General features: G+C 68.8%; 15 protein-coding genes. 8 read left to right on the forward strand and 7 right to left on the reverse strand.

The annotated features are described in order from the left end of the window. The first annotated feature begins 1 nt into the window (after nt 1). The 7 genes from ACUDCK_RS24125 to ACUDCK_RS24155 are packed head-to-tail and all read left to right on the forward strand — an operon-like array spanning nt 2 to nt 6,207. Nucleotides 2-1,267 (forward strand): NAD(P)/FAD-dependent oxidoreductase, encoded by a 1,266-nt coding sequence (locus tag ACUDCK_RS24125; protein ID WP_054500752.1) that lies wholly within the window; start codon nt 2-4, stop codon nt 1,265-1,267. Beyond that, nucleotides 1,264-2,040 (forward strand): DUF1365 domain-containing protein, encoded by a 777-nt coding sequence (locus ACUDCK_RS24130; protein ID WP_054500751.1) that lies wholly within the window; start codon nt 1,264-1,266, stop codon nt 2,038-2,040. The genes ACUDCK_RS24125 and ACUDCK_RS24130 overlap by 4 nt, the downstream gene beginning before the upstream one ends. Continuing rightward, a complete protein-coding gene (locus ACUDCK_RS24135) occupies nt 2,037-3,311 on the forward strand; it encodes an SAM-dependent methyltransferase (protein ID WP_175167110.1) in 1,275 nt (424 codons plus the stop codon). Before ACUDCK_RS24130 ends, ACUDCK_RS24135 begins: the two co-directional genes overlap by 4 nt. Further along, complete coding sequence (locus tag ACUDCK_RS24140) at nt 3,311-3,823, forward strand: DUF2878 domain-containing protein (protein WP_026384043.1); 513 nt, start codon at nt 3,311-3,313, stop codon at nt 3,821-3,823. The genes ACUDCK_RS24135 and ACUDCK_RS24140 overlap by 1 nt, the downstream gene beginning before the upstream one ends. Further along, the gene (locus ACUDCK_RS24145; RefSeq protein ID WP_175167109.1) at nt 3,820-4,587 is read left to right on the forward strand and encodes a DUF1295 domain-containing protein; all 768 of its coding nucleotides are present in this window, start codon (nt 3,820-3,822) and stop codon (nt 4,585-4,587) included. Before ACUDCK_RS24140 ends, ACUDCK_RS24145 begins: the two co-directional genes overlap by 4 nt. A gap of 11 nt (nt 4,588-4,598) precedes the next feature. Then, nucleotides 4,599-5,681: an SAM-dependent methyltransferase gene (locus tag ACUDCK_RS24150; RefSeq protein WP_175167108.1), complete on the forward strand. Its 1,083-nt coding sequence runs from the start codon at nt 4,599-4,601 to the stop codon at nt 5,679-5,681. A gap of 10 nt (nt 5,682-5,691) precedes the next feature. After that, the gene (locus tag ACUDCK_RS24155) at nt 5,692-6,207 is read left to right on the forward strand and encodes a lipocalin family protein (RefSeq protein WP_175167107.1); all 516 of its coding nucleotides are present in this window, start codon (nt 5,692-5,694) and stop codon (nt 6,205-6,207) included. 46 nt (nt 6,208-6,253) lie between these two features. Here the strand turns inward: ACUDCK_RS24155 and ACUDCK_RS24160 are convergent, their stop codons facing one another. The 7 genes from ACUDCK_RS24160 to ACUDCK_RS24190 form a co-directional block, all read right to left on the reverse strand. Beyond that, on the reverse strand, nt 6,254-8,527 hold the full coding sequence (locus ACUDCK_RS24160; protein ID WP_175167106.1) for a TonB-dependent receptor: 2,274 nt from the start codon (nt 8,525-8,527) through the stop codon (nt 6,254-6,256). Nucleotides 8,528-8,653: 126 nt separating this feature from the next. Further along, nucleotides 8,654-9,655 (reverse strand): siderophore ABC transporter substrate-binding protein, encoded by a 1,002-nt coding sequence (locus ACUDCK_RS24165; RefSeq protein ID WP_054500745.1) that lies wholly within the window; start codon nt 9,653-9,655, stop codon nt 8,654-8,656. Beyond that, complete coding sequence (locus tag ACUDCK_RS24170; protein ID WP_175167105.1) at nt 9,652-10,428, reverse strand: iron ABC transporter ATP-binding protein; 777 nt, start codon at nt 10,426-10,428, stop codon at nt 9,652-9,654. Before ACUDCK_RS24170 ends, ACUDCK_RS24165 begins: the two co-directional genes overlap by 4 nt. Further along, nucleotides 10,425-11,375, reverse strand: a complete 951-nt coding sequence (locus tag ACUDCK_RS24175; protein ID WP_175167104.1) for an iron chelate uptake ABC transporter family permease subunit — start codon at nt 11,373-11,375, stop codon at nt 10,425-10,427. The genes ACUDCK_RS24170 and ACUDCK_RS24175 overlap by 4 nt, the downstream gene beginning before the upstream one ends. After that, complete coding sequence (locus tag ACUDCK_RS24180) at nt 11,372-12,313, reverse strand: ABC transporter permease (RefSeq protein WP_175142667.1); 942 nt, start codon at nt 12,311-12,313, stop codon at nt 11,372-11,374. The genes ACUDCK_RS24175 and ACUDCK_RS24180 overlap by 4 nt, the downstream gene beginning before the upstream one ends. Then, a complete protein-coding gene (locus ACUDCK_RS24185) occupies nt 12,313-14,082 on the reverse strand; it encodes an ABC transporter ATP-binding protein (protein WP_175167103.1) in 1,770 nt (589 codons plus the stop codon). The genes ACUDCK_RS24180 and ACUDCK_RS24185 overlap by 1 nt, the downstream gene beginning before the upstream one ends. Further along, complete coding sequence (locus ACUDCK_RS24190) at nt 14,076-15,875, reverse strand: ABC transporter ATP-binding protein (RefSeq protein WP_054500740.1); 1,800 nt, start codon at nt 15,873-15,875, stop codon at nt 14,076-14,078. Before ACUDCK_RS24190 ends, ACUDCK_RS24185 begins: the two co-directional genes overlap by 7 nt. Before the next feature lie 138 nt (nt 15,876-16,013). On the opposite strand from ACUDCK_RS24190, the gene ACUDCK_RS24195 reads away from it, so the two are divergent. Next, a complete protein-coding gene (locus ACUDCK_RS24195) occupies nt 16,014-16,634 on the forward strand; it encodes a TetR/AcrR family transcriptional regulator (RefSeq protein ID WP_054500739.1) in 621 nt (206 codons plus the stop codon).

Here is a 16,634-nt window from a genome sequence, read left to right on the forward strand (position 1 = left end):
CATGCGCATCGCCATCATCGGTTCGGGCATCGCGGGACTGGTCTGCGCCTGGAAGCTGGGCCAGGACCATGACGTGACCCTGTACGAGGCCAACGACTACCTGGGCGGCCACACGCACACCCACGACGTCGAGCAGGACGGCCGCCGCTATGCGGTGGACAGCGGCTTCATCGTGCACAACCCGGTCAACTATCCGCACTTCACGGCGATGCTGGAGGAGCTGGGCGTGCGCTCGCAGCCCACCACCATGAGCTTCTCGGTGCACCAGGAGGCCGGCCGCCTGGAATACAACGCGACCTCGCTCGACACCCTGTTCTGCCAGCGCCGCAACCTGCTGTCGCCGCGCTTTCTGGGCATGGTGCGCGACCTGTTGCGCTTCTACCGCGAAGCCCCGGCCCTGCTGGCCGGCGACGAGCCCGGCCCGACGCTGGGCGAGTACCTGGCGCGGCACCGCTACGGCCAGGCATTCCAGGCCGACCACCTGATCCCGATGGCGTCGGCGCTGTGGTCATCGCCCGCCGCGCGCATCCTCGAATTCCCGGCGCGTTATCTGGTGCAGTTCATGGCCAACCATCAGATGCTGCAAGTCGATGCGCGCCCCCAATGGCGCGTGGTGCAGGGCGGGTCCAGCAGCTACATCCGCGCCCTGCGCGAACGCTGGAACGTGCGGGTGCGACTGAACTGCCCGGTGTACCAGGTCACGCGCCAGGCGGACGGCGTCACGCTGGCCTCGTGCGAGGGTCGGCCGCGCTACGACCAGGTGGTGTTCGCCTGCCACAGCGACCAGGCCCTGAAGCTGCTGGCCGCGCCCAGCGCGGCCGAGCGCGAGGTGCTCGGCGCGATCACGTATCAGCACAATGACGTCGTGCTGCACACCGACGCGCGCCTGCTGCCACGCCACCCCAAGGCCTGGGCGGCGTGGAATGCCTACGTGCCGGCCGACCCGTCGGCGCCGTGTTCGGTCAGCTACTGCATGAACCTCTTGCAAGGCCTGCAATCGCGCCGCCCCTTCATCGTCACGCTCAATCGCAGCGAAGCCATCGATCCGACGCAGGTGCTGGCCCGCATGCGCTACCACCATCCCGTTTACACCCTCGCGTCCGTGGCCGCCCAGGCGCGCCGCGACGAGATCTCGGGCCACCACCGCTGCTGGTACGCGGGCGCCTACTGGGGCTGGGGCTTTCACGAGGACGGCGTGGCCAGCGCGCTGGACGTGGTCCGGGGCATCCAATCGCAGGCCGCGGCCTTATCCGCGGTGGCGGCATGAGCGGCCACAGCGCCCTCTACGAAGGCCGCGTGACGCACAGGCGCCACGTGCCGCACGCGCATGGCTTCAGCTACCGCATGGCGCAACTGTACCTGGACCTGGACGAAATCGACCAGGTGTTCCAGCGCCGCTGGCTGTGGTCGGTGGACCGGCCCAACCTGGCCGAATGGCGCCGCAGCGATTATCTGGATGGCGAGGCGGGGCAGCCGCTGGCGCAGGCGGTGCGGGCCAGGCTGCGAGCGCGCCTGGGCGAGGCGCCCGCCGGGCCGATCCGACTGCTGGCTCATCCGCGCTACGCCGGCTATGTCTTCAACCCGGTCAGCTTCTACTACTGCTACGAAGCCGACGGCGTGACCCTGGCCGCGATCCTGGCGGAGATCACGAACACCCCATGGAAACAACGGCATTGCGTCGTCCTGCCGGTCGCGCAGGCCGAGCGACGTGGCGACGCCATGGCCTGGCGCTTCGACAAACGCTTTCACGTCTCCCCCTTCATGCCCATGGACTGCATCTATGACTGGCGCTTCAACGCCCCGGGCGAGGATCTGCGGGTGCACATGCGCGTCAACCGCCAGGGCCAGCCGCAATTCGACGCCAACCTGCGCCTGCAACGCCGCGAACTCGACGGCGCTGCGCTGGCTCGCCTGCTGTGGCGCTTTCCCTTGATGACCCTGCAGGTCATCGGCGGCATCCACTGGCAGGCCCTGCGCCTCTGGCTCAAACGCAACCCGATCCACGACCATCCCCGCACGCCCAACGGAGAACCACAATGAAAGCCATGACGCCGTCCGAACATGCCGCCATCGCGGGGACCCGTCCGCCCGGAGCGCTGGAGCGCCTGTTGCGCAGACGCCTGTTCGCCCGTCTCTCGACGCTCACCAGCGGCCGGCTGGCCATCGAGGACGACCTGGGCAGCGTCACGCTGGGCGACGGCGAGCCGGTGGTGCGCCTGACCATCCGCGACATGGCCTTCTACCGCCTGGTGGCCACCCAGGGCAGCGTCGGCGCGGGCGAAGCGTACGGCGACGGCCTGTGGACCTGCGACGATCTGGTCGCCCTGGTGCGCCTGCTGGTGCGCAACCGCGACACGCTGGACGGCATGGAATCGGGGCTGGCACGCGTGGCCGGCTGGGCGCTCAAGCGCTGGCATGCCGGCAACCGCAACACCCACGAAGGCAGCCGCCGCAACATCGCCGCCCACTACGACCTGGGCAACGATTTCTTCTCGCTGTTCCTGTCGCCGGACCTGATGTACTCGTCGGCGCTGTGGGCCGGCGCCGACGACACGCTGGAAGAGGCCTCGCGGCGCAAGCTGGACACCATCTGCCGCAAGCTGGAACTCGGCCCGGGCGACCGTGTCGTCGAAATCGGCAGCGGCTGGGGCGGATTCGCCATCCACGCCGCGCGCCACTACGGCTGCCACGTCACCACCGCCACCATCTCGCGCGAACAGCACGCGCTGGCGCTGGCGCGGGTGCGCGCCGTGGGCCTGGACGATCGCGTCAGCGTGGTGCTGCAGGACTACCGCGATCTGCAGGGCCGCTACGACAAGCTGGTGTCGATCGAAATGATCGAGGCGATCGGCGCGCAATACCTCGAGACCTATTTCGCCAAGGTCGCCGACCTGCTCGCGCCGCACGGGCGCGCGTTGATCCAGGCCATCACCATCGAGGACCATCGCTACCAGCAGGCGCTGGGCGAGGTGGATTTCATCAAGCGCCATATCTTTCCTGGCAGCTTCATCCCCTCGATCGAAGCGATGCTGCGGGCCAAGACGCGCGCCTGCGACCTCGCCCTCGTACACCTGGAGGATTTCGGCCTGTCGTACGCCCGCACCCTGCAAGCCTGGCGCCACCGCTTCCTGGCGCACCTGCCCGAGGTGCGGGAACAGGGCTTCGACAGCCGCTTCTGCCGCCTGTGGGAGTTCTACCTGGCCTACTGCGAAGGCGGCTTTCGCGAACGCTCGATCGGCGTCTCGCACCTGTTGCTGACCCCTCCCGGCGCCCGCGGCGACGGCGAGCGCTGGGTCCAGGCGGGCGTGTGATGCGCTTCTGGGCCAACCTGCTCGGCTACCAGCTTGTCTGGTTCAGCGCCGTCATCGGCGCGGGCCGCGGCCTGGCGTGGCCGGGCGTGGTCTCGGCCCTGGTCTTCATTGCCGCGCAACTGGCCTGCTCGGCCGAGTGGCGCGCCGACCTGAAGCTGGCCGCCGCCGCGTTGCTGTGCGGTTGCCTGCTCGACGGTGCGCTGTCCGCGTTGGGCTGGGCGGTCTACGCCGCCGACGCCTGGCCCGCGCCACGCTGGATCCTGGCGCTGTGGGCGGCCTTCGCGCTGACGCTGAACCATTCACTGGCCTACCTGCGGCCGCGCCGCTGGCTGGCCTTTGCTTTCGGCGCCATCGGCGGGCCGCTCGCCTACTGGGGCGCCGCGCGCGGCTGGCAGGCGGTGCAGTTCGAGGCGCCCGCCTGGCGCGCGACCGCGGCGCTGGCACTGGGCTGGGGGCTGATCCTGCCGGCGCTGACGCGCCGCGCGCACCGCTGGACGCGGGAGGCCGCATGAATCCCCTGTCGCAATGGCTGATCATCGCCGCCGTCATGGTCATCGCCATGACGTTGGCCTGGAGCTGGCAGCGCCGCCACGCCAACGCGGGCATCGTCGACGTGGTCTGGGCCGCGGGCCTGGGCGCCAGCGCCTTGCTGATCGCCGCCACCGGCCAAGGCGACTGGGCGCCCAGGGCCAGCCTGGCCGCGATGGCCGGCGTCTGGTCGCTGCGGCTGGCCTGGCACCTGTGGCGCAGGGTCCGGCATGGCGAGGATGGACGCTACCGCGCGCTGCGCGAATACTGGGCGGGCCATCAAGGCAAGTTCTTCGGCCTATTCATGTTCCAGGCCGGCCTGGTGATGCTGTTCAGCCTGCCCTTCCTGGCCGTGGGCGTGAGCCCCGCGCGTGGTCTGCCCGTCGCGCTGGGCCTGGCGATCTGGCTGGCGGCGCTGGCCGGCGAAGTCATCGCCGACCGCCAGCTCGACCGCTTTCGCGACGATCCGGCCCATCGCGGCCGGACCTGCCGCGACGGCCTGTGGCGCTATTCACGGCATCCCAACTATTTCTTCGAATGGTGCCATTGGTTCGGCTACGTCGCGCTGGCCTGGGGCTCGCCCCTGAACTGGCTGGCGTGGCTGGGCCCCGCGCTGATGTACGTCTTCCTGCGCTGGATCAGCGGCATTCCCTTCACCGAGCAGCAGGCACTGCGCACTCGCGGCGACGACTACCGCGAGTATCAGCGCCGCACCTCGACCTTCTTCCCGTGGTTCCCCAAATCCTGACGAGGCACGCCATGACGACCGCCAGCCTGAACGACCTCCCGCTCGCCACCGACCGCCCCGCGCCCGGCCTGCTCGGCCTGGCCGAACGCGGCCTGGTGCCCGACGCGCTGCTGCGCCTGGGCATCCGGCGCCTGTGCGCCGAACGCCTGACGGCCGAGTACGCCGGCGGCATCGAGGCCTGGACCGCCCGCGACCAGGCCCTGATCGCGCGCCTGCGCAACAGCCCGGTGGCCATCCACACCGACGCCGCCAACGCGCAGCACTACGAGCTGCCCACCGCGTTCTTCCAGCTCTGCCTGGGCGCCCGCATGAAATATTCCGGCTGCCTGTACCCGACCGGCGCCGAAACGCTGGACCAGGCCGAAGCCGCCATGCTGCGCCTGTATGGCGAGCGCGCCGAGCTGGCCGACGGCCAGGACATCCTGGAGCTGGGGTGCGGCTGGGGTTCGCTGACCCTGTGGATGGCCGAACAGTTTCCCAACGCCCGCATCACCGCCGTGTCCAACTCGGCCACCCAGCGCCAGCATATCGAGGCGCGCTGCCGCGAACGCGGCTGGGAGCACGTGCGGGTCATCACCTGCGACGTCAACGCGCTGTCGTTGCCCGGCGCCGCCTACGACCGCTGCGTCTCGGTGGAAATGTTCGAGCACATGCGCAACTACCAGGACCTGCTGGCGCGCATCGGCCAATGGCTGCGGCCCGGCGGCAAGCTGTTCGTGCACATCTTCGCGCACCGCGAGCGCGCCTATCCGTTCGAGACCGAAGGCGCCGGCAACTGGATGGGACGCCACTTTTTCACCGGCGGCATCATGCCGGCGGCCGACACGCTGCTGCATTTCCAGCGCGACCTGCAACTGCAGGAAAAGTGGTTTCTCGATGGCACGCACTACGCGCGCACGGCCAACCACTGGCTGGCCAACCAGGACGCCCGCGCCGCGCAGGCCCGGGCGGTGCTGGAACAGGCCTATGGCCCGCAGCTGGCGCCGCTGTGGCATCAGCGCTGGCGCATGTTCTGGATGGCCTGCGCCGAATTGTTCGGCTACGACCACGGCCAGCAATGGGGCGTCGCCCACTACCGGTTCACCCGTCCCTGAGGAGACCGCCATGTTGCGCGCCCTGTGTGTTGCCGCGATGGGCCTGCTGGCGGGCTGCGCCGGGCCCGCGCCCATGCCGCCCGTGGCCCATGTCGATCTGCCGCGCTTCATGGGCGACTGGTACGTCATCGCGCACATCCCCAGTTGGCCCGAACGCAACGCCTACGATGCCGTCGAAAGCTACCGGCCGCTGCCGGACGGCCGGATCCAGACCGATTTCCGTTACCGCAAGGGCAGTTTCGACGCCGAGGTCAGCACCATGCACCCGGTGGCCACGGTGCGGCCGGGCACCGGCAACGCGGTCTGGGGCATGCAGTTCATCTGGCCGATCCAGGCGGAATACGTCATCGCCTACCTGGACGACGCCTACCAGACCACCATCATCGGCCGCTCCAAGCGCGATTACGTGTGGATCATGGCGCGCACGCCATGCCTGAGCGATGACGCCTACGCGCAGTTGGCCGACCGCGTCGCCGCGCTGGGCTACACGGAGTCCCTGCGCAAAGTGCCGCAGCGTTGCCAATAGGCGATACCGGCCCGCAACGCCGCCGCGGGCCGGCGGCTCGCCATCGTCAGAAGTCCATCGATGCCGACAGCATGAAGGTGCGCGGCGCGCCCAGCGCCAGGCTCGACAACTGCGGCATGCCCCAATATGTCTTGTTGGTCAGGTTGTTGACGCTGGCCCGCAGGGTGAGCGGGCGGTCGGCCACCCTGGTGGCGTAACGCGCGCCGACGTCATAGGTGGCGCGGCCGGGCACCGACAGCGAATTGTCCGCGCTGATGTATTGCTTGGACACGGCGGTCGCGTTGGCGGTCAGCGTCAGCCCTTGCACGGCCGGCACATCCCACTCGATGCCCAGCTTGCCTTGCAGCTTGGGCACGCCGGTCGCCTGCCTGCCCTCGTTGACGGCCAGCGCGGCCTTCGTGACCTTCGGATCGATGTACGCCACGCCGCCCATCAGGCGCACGCCGCGCAGCGGTTCGCCGAAGAAGCCCCACTCCACGCCGCGGTTGCGCTGTTCGCCGCCGAACGAAAACACATTGGTGACGGGATTGGTGTAGCTGCTCGGCCGCGTGATCTCGAACACGCCGAGGGTATGGGTGAAGTCACCGAAATCGACCTTGATGCCGGCCTCCTTCTGCTTGGTCTTGTAGGGCGCGAAAAGCTCGCCGGCGTTGGCGGCGGTGGCTGGCGCCGTCTGCCCCTTGCTCAGCCCCTCGATGTAGTTGGCGTAGAGCGAGACATTGTCGGTGGCCTTGAACAGAATCGCCGCCGCCGGCGTGGTCGCGCTGGCGTCATAGCGGCTGGTGCGCGCGCCCGTGGCGACATTGAAGGTGTCCGAACGCACTTCCTGGCGACGCGCGCCCAGCGTCAACTGCAGCCGGTCCTCGGCGAACGACAACGTGTCCGCCAGGCCGTAGCTGATCAGGCGCGTTTCGGTATGCAGGATCGCCGGCCAGACGCCACTGACCTCCGGCCCCCAGACCGGCTTGTAGATATTGGTGGTCCAGTCCGCGCCCGGCACCGAGCGGCGGCCGTAGTCGCGTTCGGTATCGGTGTAGTAGGTGGCGTTCAGCACCCACTGATGCTTGATGCCGCCCGTCTGCAGCGTGCCTTTGACGCCGGCCTCCCCGGTGGTCTTCCTGATGCGCATGTTCAATTGGCCGATGGTGGTGCGCAGATCGCCCGCGGCATTTAGCACCTGGGCCGAGATGGCGCCGTTATAGGTGTATTCGGACCGGCTGGCGCCGATCGCGGCGTATGCCATCAGGTTGTCGCTGACGTCGACTTCGCCGCGCACCATCGCGCCGCGATCGCGGTTGTGCACATACGCCCAGTCGGGGTTCAGCAAGGTATCGGCCTTGGGCGGCTTGGGCACGGCCACGCCCGGCGCCAGGTTGATGCCGCGGGTCACGCCGTCCACGCGCTCGTCGCTGTCGTACAGATCCGCCGACACGCGCACGCGCTCGCTGCGCCAGTCCAGCCCCACGGCGGCCAGTTGCGCCTTCTTGTCCTGGTCCTTGATCGCGCCGGCGCCGTCGCGATAGACGCCGTTGAAGCGGATGCCGAACTGCTTGTCCTCGCCGAAACGGCGTCCCATGTCCAGGTGGCCGCCAAACTGCGCGTCCGACATGTAGGTCGCGGTCAGGCGCGTCAATGGCTCATCGCCGGCGCGCTTGGGCACCAGGTTGACCGTGCCCCCCACCGAGCCGCCCGGCGGCATGCCGTTGAGCAGGGCCGACGGCCCCTTCAGCACCTCGATGCGCTCGAACATTTCCGGCGTGGTGCGATAGTACGGCGCCATGCCGAACAGCCCGCCGAAGGAGATATCGGTGGTGCTGGAGCTGAAACCGCGGATCGAGTAATTCTCGCTCCAGGCGCCGGTGACGCCGTTGCTGAACACCGACGGGTCGGTCCGGGCGATCACGTCGGTGATGTCCTGGGCCTGCAGGTCCTGGATGTACTTGTCGGTATAGCTGATGACCGAGAACGGCGTGCTCATGAAGTCCCGTTCGCCCAGGAAGCCGGCACGACCGCCGTAAGTGACCTGGCCGCCGGCATAGGGCGAGGCGGGCTCCTCGGACTGCCCCGTGACCCGTACCACCGGCAGCGTCCTGACCCCGGCGACGGCCTGGTCCGGTTGCGCCTGCGACGCCGTCTCGCTGACGCGGGTTCGGTTATCGGCGGCCTGCTGCGCCTGCGCGGAGGAGGCCGCGATCAGGGCGGCGCCGGCCGTCAGGCCGAACAGGGCCGCGGTCAGGCCGTTGAGGGAAAAGGCGGTCCTGGCGTGCGCGGCATGCGATGCGGGACGCGCGGCGCGGCCGCGATGGCGACGTGTGCTCATGGAATGCTCCGTTCGGTTGAGCGTGGCTTGCCCTTCATCGGCTTCATAATCAAGAATGAAAACAATGAAGAGAATGGGAATCGTTAATCAATAAAACCGTTAGCGCCGAAGCGCCGGTCGACCGGGTCAGTCCCGGTAACCCTTCATCACGTCGTCGATCACGATCCGCAGCGAATTCACGCTGGCGGCCGTGACATACCAGGCCTCGGCGTCGGCAAAGACCACGCGGCCGTGCTTCCAGGCGGATGTCGCGCGCAGCAACGGGTTGCCCAGCGTCCCGGCGGTCAGCGCGGGCCGGCGTTCCATCACGGCGGTGCGATCCACCACGTAGATCACGTCGGGATTTGCCTGCTGGATGAATTCGCTGGAGATCGGCTGGCCATGCAGGCCGGCCTCCGCCATCGGGCCGGCCGGCTTCACGCCTAGCGCGTCGAAGACGAATCCGTAGCGCGACTGCGGGCCGAAGGACGTGAAAGCGCCGTTGTTGTGCAGCACGATCAGCGCCTTCTCGGGGCGGTCCTGGATCAGGCGCCGGGCCTGCTGGACCTTCTCGTCCAGCCCGGCCGCCTGCTGGCGCGCCAGGTCTTCCTTGCCGAAGATCCGTCCCAGCGTCAGCAGGTGGTCCTTGACGACCTCGATGTGATTGACCTGGCTGTCGCGGTAATCCACGTCGAAATGGATCGTCGGCGCGATCTGGCTCAGCTCCTTGTAGTGGCTGGCCTGCAGGGACGTGATCAGGATCAGGTCGGGCCTGGCCGCGTGCACCCGCTCCAGGTTGGGTTGCACGATCGCGCCCGTGTCCCGCACGTGCGGCGCGTCCCGGTACCTGGCCAGGAAGTGCGGCACGAAGTCCTTGGGCATGCCGGCCACGGGCACGCCCAGCAGGTCCAGGAAGTCGACCTCGTTCATATCCAGCGCCACCACGCGCTCGGGCTGCCTGTCGATGACGGTGACGCCGAGCTTGTGCCGCACCGTGATGGCGGCATAGGCCGGCGGCGCCGCCGCGCCGGACGACGGCGACGGTTGCGCCCCATTGGGCGCTGGCGCCGTTTCCTGGCCGCAGCCCTGCACCGCGATCGCGGCGGCCACCAGCAGGGCAAACGCCCAGGTCCTGTGCTTGCCGTTCATGTCAATTCTCCCGATGGGTTGAAGTAGTTGCACAGGCGGCCGCGCGCGCCGTGCGTGATCTCGAAATCCAGCCCATACAGTTCCCGCAAGCGGTCCTCGGTCACGACCTGCGCCACCGTGCCGGCGCAATGCACGGCGCCGTCTTTCATGGCGACGACGTGGTCGGAATAACTGGCCGCGAAGTTGATGTCGTGCACCACCAGGATGACGGTGCGGCCGTGCCTGTCGCACAGGCGGCGCAGCGCCCGCATGATCTGCACGGCGTGCTTGATGTCGAGGTTGTTCAGCGGCTCGTCGAGCAGCAGGCAGTCGGTCTGCTGGGCGATGGTCATGGCCAGGAACGCCATCTGCCGCTGCCCGCCGCTCAGTTCGTCGAGATAGGCCTGGCGCAGCGGCTGCAGCGACAGGAACGCGATGGCCTCGTCGATCACGCGCCGGTCCGCAGGCGTCAGCGCCCCCCGGCTGTAGGGGAAACGGCCGAACGCGACCAGCTCCTCGACCGTCAGGCGCAGGTTGAAATCGGGAGACTGGCGCAGCGTGGCCACGCGCCGGGCGTAGTCGCCGACGCGGATGTCCGACACGTCGCGGCCTTCAATCAGTATCTCGCCCCGGGTCGGCGCCAGCAGCCGCGCAATCATCATCAACAGGGTCGTCTTGCCCGCGCCATTGGGGCCGATCAGCGAGGTCAGCCGCCCCGCCGGAAACTGCGCGCTGACGTCGGACAACACGGCGCGCGCGCCATAGTGCCTGGAAAGATGCTTGACGGTAATCATGCTGTGCCCCGCGCCCGCGCCATCAGCGCGAGGAACCACGCGCCGCACGCCAGGTTGACCAGGATGCCGACGGTGGTCCGGTAGTTGAAGAGATGCTCCACCGCCAACTGGGCCAGCAGGAACAGGCCGATCGCAATGGCGCAGCCGGCGGGCAGGGTGACCCGATGCCGGCGCGTGCGCGCCAGGGCATAGGCCATGTTGGCGACGAAGATGCCCATGAACGCCGTGGGCCCCAGCAGGCTGGTCGACACCGCGACCAGCGTGGCGATCCGCGCCAGATTCCTCCGCACCTGGCGCGGATAATCCACGCCCAGCGACATCGCCTGATCCCGCCCCAGCGACATCACGTCCAGTGTCGGAAGAGTCTTCAGGCCCGCCAGGCACACGCCCGCCACCAGCAGCCCTGACACCAGCAACTGCGCCGGCTCGATCTTGTTGAACGACGCCTGCGAAAAACCCATCAGGATCGAGAACTCGCCGGGGCTGGTCTTGAGCTGCGCGAACTGCGTGAAGGTGCCGATCACCATCGTCAGCACCAGCCCCGCCAACAACAGGAAATGGACGTTCTGCCGCCGCTGGCTGAACAGCCCGCGATGGATCAGCCACGAATAGCCCAGCATCACCGCCACGGACAGGAAGAAGTTGCCGTGCGCCCCCAACAGCACCAGGCTCTGCGCGCCCAGCCCCAGCACCAGCAGCGATTGCAGCAACAGGTAGACCGCCTCGTAGCCCATGACGGCCGGCGTCAGGATGCGATTGCCCGTCAGCGTCTGGAACACGATCGACGACCAGGCGATGGCCACGCCGCCGATCAGCATGGCCGCCAGCCGCGCCAGCCGCTTGGGGATGACGTAGTCGAAATCGAAGTCGGCGCCCAGGAACAGGAACGCCAGCGCCAGGGCGATGACAAGCATCCAGGCCAGGTGCCGCGAAGCCAGGCGCGTCATCGATGTTTCCAGAAGATCAGCGCCAGGAACAGCAGGCCGCCCAACCCGCCCGCGGTCAGGCCGATGGGCACTTCGAACGGGTGGATCAGCAGGCGCCCGAGCACGTCGCATGCCAGCAGCAGCGACGCGCCGCCCAGCGCCACCACCGGCAGGGTGCGGCTCAGGCTATCGCCGTAATGCAGCGCCACCAGATTCGGCACCACCAGGCCGACGAAGGGAATCGCGCCGACCGTGATGACCGTGGCGGACACCGTCACGGCCACCAGCATCAGCCCCAGCGCCACGGTGGCGCCATAGTTCAGCCCCAGGCTCGACGCCATGCCCTCTCCCATGCCCAGCACAGTGAAACGGTGCGCATACAGATACGTCAGCGCGACGATCGGCAGGATCAGGTAGATGATCTCGTAGTTCCCCTGCACGATCCGGGAAAAATCGCCCAGCATCCACCCTTGCATACTCTGCAGGATGTTGTGACGATACGCATGGAACTCGGCCAGCGCGCTCAGCACGCCGCCGTACATCAGGCCGATCACCGGCACCAGCACGGTGTTCTTGAACTTCACCCGGCGCACGATCGCCACGAAGAGCAGGCTGGCGGCCAGGCAGAACGCCAGCGCGAAGAGCATCCGTACGGTCGCGCCGGCGCCGGGCGCCAGCGTCAGCGATACCAGGATGCCGAACTTGGCGGCGTCCAGCCCGCCCGAGGTGGCGGGCTCGACGAACTTGTTGCGCACCACGTGTTGCAGGATCACTCCGCAAACCGACAGCCCCACGCCCGTCAGCACCAGCGCCGCCAGGCGCGGCAGCCGGCTCGCCGTCAGCGTCAGCCAGGCGTCGCCCGACAGCGACAACGCCTGCGACCACGCCATCTGCCTCGCGCCCACCAGCAGTGACGCGCCGCACAGCGCGATGAACACGCCGACCAGCCCCGCGCGCATCAGTCGCCCACCTCGTCCAGCGCCGCGGCGGCGATGCGCCAGCCCTTGGCGGACCGGCGCTGCGCCAGGAATCGCGCATAGCGCCCCTGGCTCGCGCGCAGCGACGCGGGCGCTCCCTGCTCGACGATGCGGCCCGCTTCCAGCACCACGATCTGGTCGGCCATCGCCACCGTGGACAATTGATGGGCAATCACTACCAGCGTGCAACGACCGCGCAGCCGCGCCAGCGCCTCGGTGACGACGTTCTGATTCTGCGCATCCAGCGCCGCGGTTGCCTCGTCCACCAGCAGGATCGGCGCTGGGCGGATCAGTGCGCGGGCGATGGCGACACGCTGGCGCTCGCCCCCCGACAGGCGCGCGCCGCCCTCGCCCACCATCGTGTCCAGGCCTTGCGGCAGGCGCTCGGCGATTCCGGCCACCCCCGACTGCCGCGCGGCCTCCATGACCTCGGCGTCGCTGGCGTCCGGTTTGCCGACGCGGATGTTGTCGGCGATGCTGCCCGAAAACAGATAGTTGTCCTGGAAGATCTGGCGGATATGGCCGGCCAGGCGCGCGCTGGCGATCTGTCTCACATCCACGCCGCCCACGCTGACGCTGCCCGCGGTCACGTCGAAGAAGCGGGCGATCAGCCGCGCCAGCGTGGTCTTGCCGGAACCGGACTCGCCGATCAGGGCGACCATGCTGCCCGGCGCGATACGCAGCGTCACCCCGCGCAGCACGTCCGGTTCCTCCGGCGCATAGCGGAAGTCCACCTCGCGAAGTTCAATCGCGCCATCGCGCGGCGCCCGCGGCGTCTCGGGCTCCGGCAGCGGCCGCACCGCGAACAGCGCCGCGATGGCGTCGAGCTGGCCGCGCGCGCCGCGCAGCACTTCGCCATACCCCGCCACTTCCAGCAGCGCGTCGACGTAGCGGGCCGCCAGCACCAACGAGACAATGACCGACGCGACCGCGCCAGGCGCCAACGGGCCGCCGGCGAGATCGTTGGCCCACCACACCGCCGCCATCAGCATGGCGGCGAATGCCGCCTGCGCGGCCCAGGCATTCAGGACGGCCGCCCCCGCCGATAACCAGATCAACCGCGCGCCGGCCTGGCGCTGGCGATCGACCGCCTGCTCCAGCAAGCGCAAGCCGCCGCCGTCGCCATTGAACGCGCGCAGCACGGACTGCGCCTGGGCGAACTCCACCACGCGCTGGCTGGCCTCGGCAAAACTGCGATGGAAAGCGCCGTCCGCCCGACGCGACATGGCGGCCGTCAATGCCAGGACGCCGGCCAGCAACGGCAGCGCCAGCAGCGCGATCACACCCAGCAACCAGTGCTGCGCGAACAGCGCCACGACCAGCACCATCGGCGTCACGATTCCGGTGAGCACCGGCGTGAACACGTGCGCGGGAAGCTGCGCCACGGCCATCATGCCCTGCGTGACCACATGCCCCAGACGCGCCGTGTTCGCCGGCGTGAACCATCCCACCGGCAGCCGCGCCACGTGCTCGCCCAGACGGTGGCGGCCGCTTTGCAGGATGGCCACCCCCACGCGCACGCCCGCCCGCTCCACCTGGCGCCGCAACAGCCAGCAAACCGCCACCTCGCCCGCGAGCAGCGCCAGCCAAGGCGCCACCCGCCGCACGTCGCCGTCGAGCAGATGGATCAGCACCGGGACCAGCGAGGCGATGGCCAGCCCGCACAGCACGCCATAGGCGACAGCCATCCCGGCATAGCGCCGCAGCACGGACGCCTCATTGCCCAGCAACAACAGGAACGTCTTCAGCATGACGCCCCCGCCGGTTCCGCCGCCTTGTCATAGCCGCCCATCGACCACAGCCGGGCATAACGGCCGTCCAACGCCAGCAGCGCGTCGTGCCGGCCCTGCTCGACGATGGCCCCGTCCTCCAGGACCAGAATGCGGTCGGCGTGCATCACCGTATCCAGCCGATGGGCGATCACCATCAGCGTGCGCCCTTGCGCGAAACGCGACAGCGCCTCCTGGATCGCCACCTCGTTGCCGGCATCGGCCGCCGCCGTGGCTTCGTCGCACACCAGCACCGGCGCGTCGAGCAACACGGCGCGCGCGATGCTCACGCGCTGGCGCTCCCCGCCCGACAGTTGGGCGTCCTCGCCGACCATCGAGTCATAGCCGCGCGGCAGCGCCAGGATGCGTTCATGGATGTTGGCGGCGCGCGCGGCCGCCTCCACCTCGTGGCGGCTGGCCGCCGGCCGGCCCAGCGCGATGTTGTCATGCACGCTGGCGTGGATCAGCCGCACTTCCTGCAGCACGAACCCGACGCGCCGGTACAGTTGCCCGGTCTCGATCTGCCGCAGATCCACTCCGCCCAGTGTGATGCGCCCCGCGGTCGGGTCGAAGAAGCGCAGCAGCAGCCGCGCCAGCGTCGACTTGCCCGCGCCCGAGGCGCCAACGATGGCCGTCACGGTGCCCGGCTCCAGCGTGAAGCTGATGCCCGACAACGCCTGGCGCTTTCCGTCATAGGCATAGGCCACGTTCTCGAAGCGCACCTCGTGGCCCGCCGGCGTCGCGCCGTGGCCGGGCGCCGGCGCCGCCAGCACTGGCGTCTCCAGCAATGCCAGCACGCGCTGCGCGGCGGCCGTGGCGCTGCCCAGGTCGTGCAGCAGCGTATGCAGCAGCAACACCGGCGCGCAAATGCCCGGCGCCACCAGCGCGAACGGCAACACCTCCACCGGCGCGATCCAGCCCAGGCCGACAAACAGGGCGCCGCTGGCCAGCGCCACCCCCAGCACCGTGACCGGGGCGATCATGGCGTGCGCGTGGGCCATCGCCGCCACAAGCGGTCGGGTGAAACGGCTGAAGGCCTCGGCGAGTCCGTCCACGGCCTCGTGGTAGCCGCGATGCGCCTTGCCGCTGGCGCTGAACGCCTTCACCACCGGCATCCCGCCGACGAACTCGACGGTCGCGCCGTTCAGTCGCTCGAGTCGGGTGATGAAGGTCTGCATCTCGGCGCCGCCGGCCTTCATGGCGCGGCGCAGGAACAGGAAGAACCCCGGAAACGGCAGCAACGCCGCCAGCGCCATGCGCCAGTCCAGCGCGAACAGGTAGATGACCGACAGCCCGATGGCGCCCGCCGCGCGGCCCACTGCCGTGTAGAAATGCGCGGTCAGGCTGTGCAGCGTGGCGATGTCGTCCTGCATCGCCTGCTTGACCTCGCCCGACGCCCGGCCGGTGAACCAGCCCAGCGGCGCCTGCGCCAGCCGCCGCGCCACGGCCAGGCGCAGGTGATGCGTAATGCGGTTATCGGCCAGATGCGCGGTCAGCTCGCCGGCGGACACCAGCGCCATGCCGGTGAACAGGCTGGCCACGCTGGCCCCCGCCACCCACCAGAGTTCGGCCCGCCGCGACGCCTGGGAGGCATCCACCGCATCGAGGCCCGCCAGCAGCAGTTGGGCGATGTGCGTCACGCCCGCCAGCGGCACCAACGTGAGCATGGTGCCCAGCGACGCCAGTACCGCCGCGGCGATCAGTTGCCCGCGTATCGGAGACAACACTTGCCTGAGCGGGCCAGGTCTGGCCGCGGCGACTACGGACGTGCTCATGAAATCGGACTACCCAGATGGTGGTGATAATTATTTGCATGACTATAAACTAAATCCTGAATTAGTTGCATACCAATAAACTAAATAATTGCGGGCAGGTTAAAGTGACGGATAGGCCGTCACCATCGAGGACCAGACATGAACCCGTCAGAGCGCCGCCCGGCGCGGGGCCGCCCGCCCACCATCACCCTGGAGCGGATCGCCGACGCCGGCATTGCGATGGGCTTGCCCAACCTCACCTTCGTCGGCGTCGCCGCGGCGCTGGGCGTCAGCCACATGGCGCTCTACAAGCACGTGCCGAGCCTTGAGGAGCTCAAACGCCTGATCGCCGAGGAGATCTTCAAGCGCTGGCAGATCCCGCAAGCGAGCAGCAGCGACCGTGGCGGCCTGAAGGAATACCTGACGGTGTTCACCGCGTCGGTGCGCGAGTTCGTCAAGGCGCATCCGGGCGTGACGCCTTATGTGATCCGGCGGCTGGCAGCCACGCCATCCATGATCGCCAAGATCGAGGGGCACCAGCGCCACATCGCCCACGCCTACGGCATTTCCCGGGAACAGGCGCGCATGCTGCTGGCGACCGTGGCGTTCCATTGCATGGCGGTCGCCGACACGGTGTATTCGGTGGCTGGCTTGGAACCGGTGGTAGACGCGGCGCGCGCGGCCGAGGAAGCCGAGATGGAAGCGGAACTCGATCAGGGCATGCAGGCGCTGATCATCGGTGTGCTGGCGATGCTGGAAGACGACCTGCGGCGGACTTGA

This window comes from Achromobacter sp. CF-sbj1-Ac2-l, assembly GCF_052698165.1.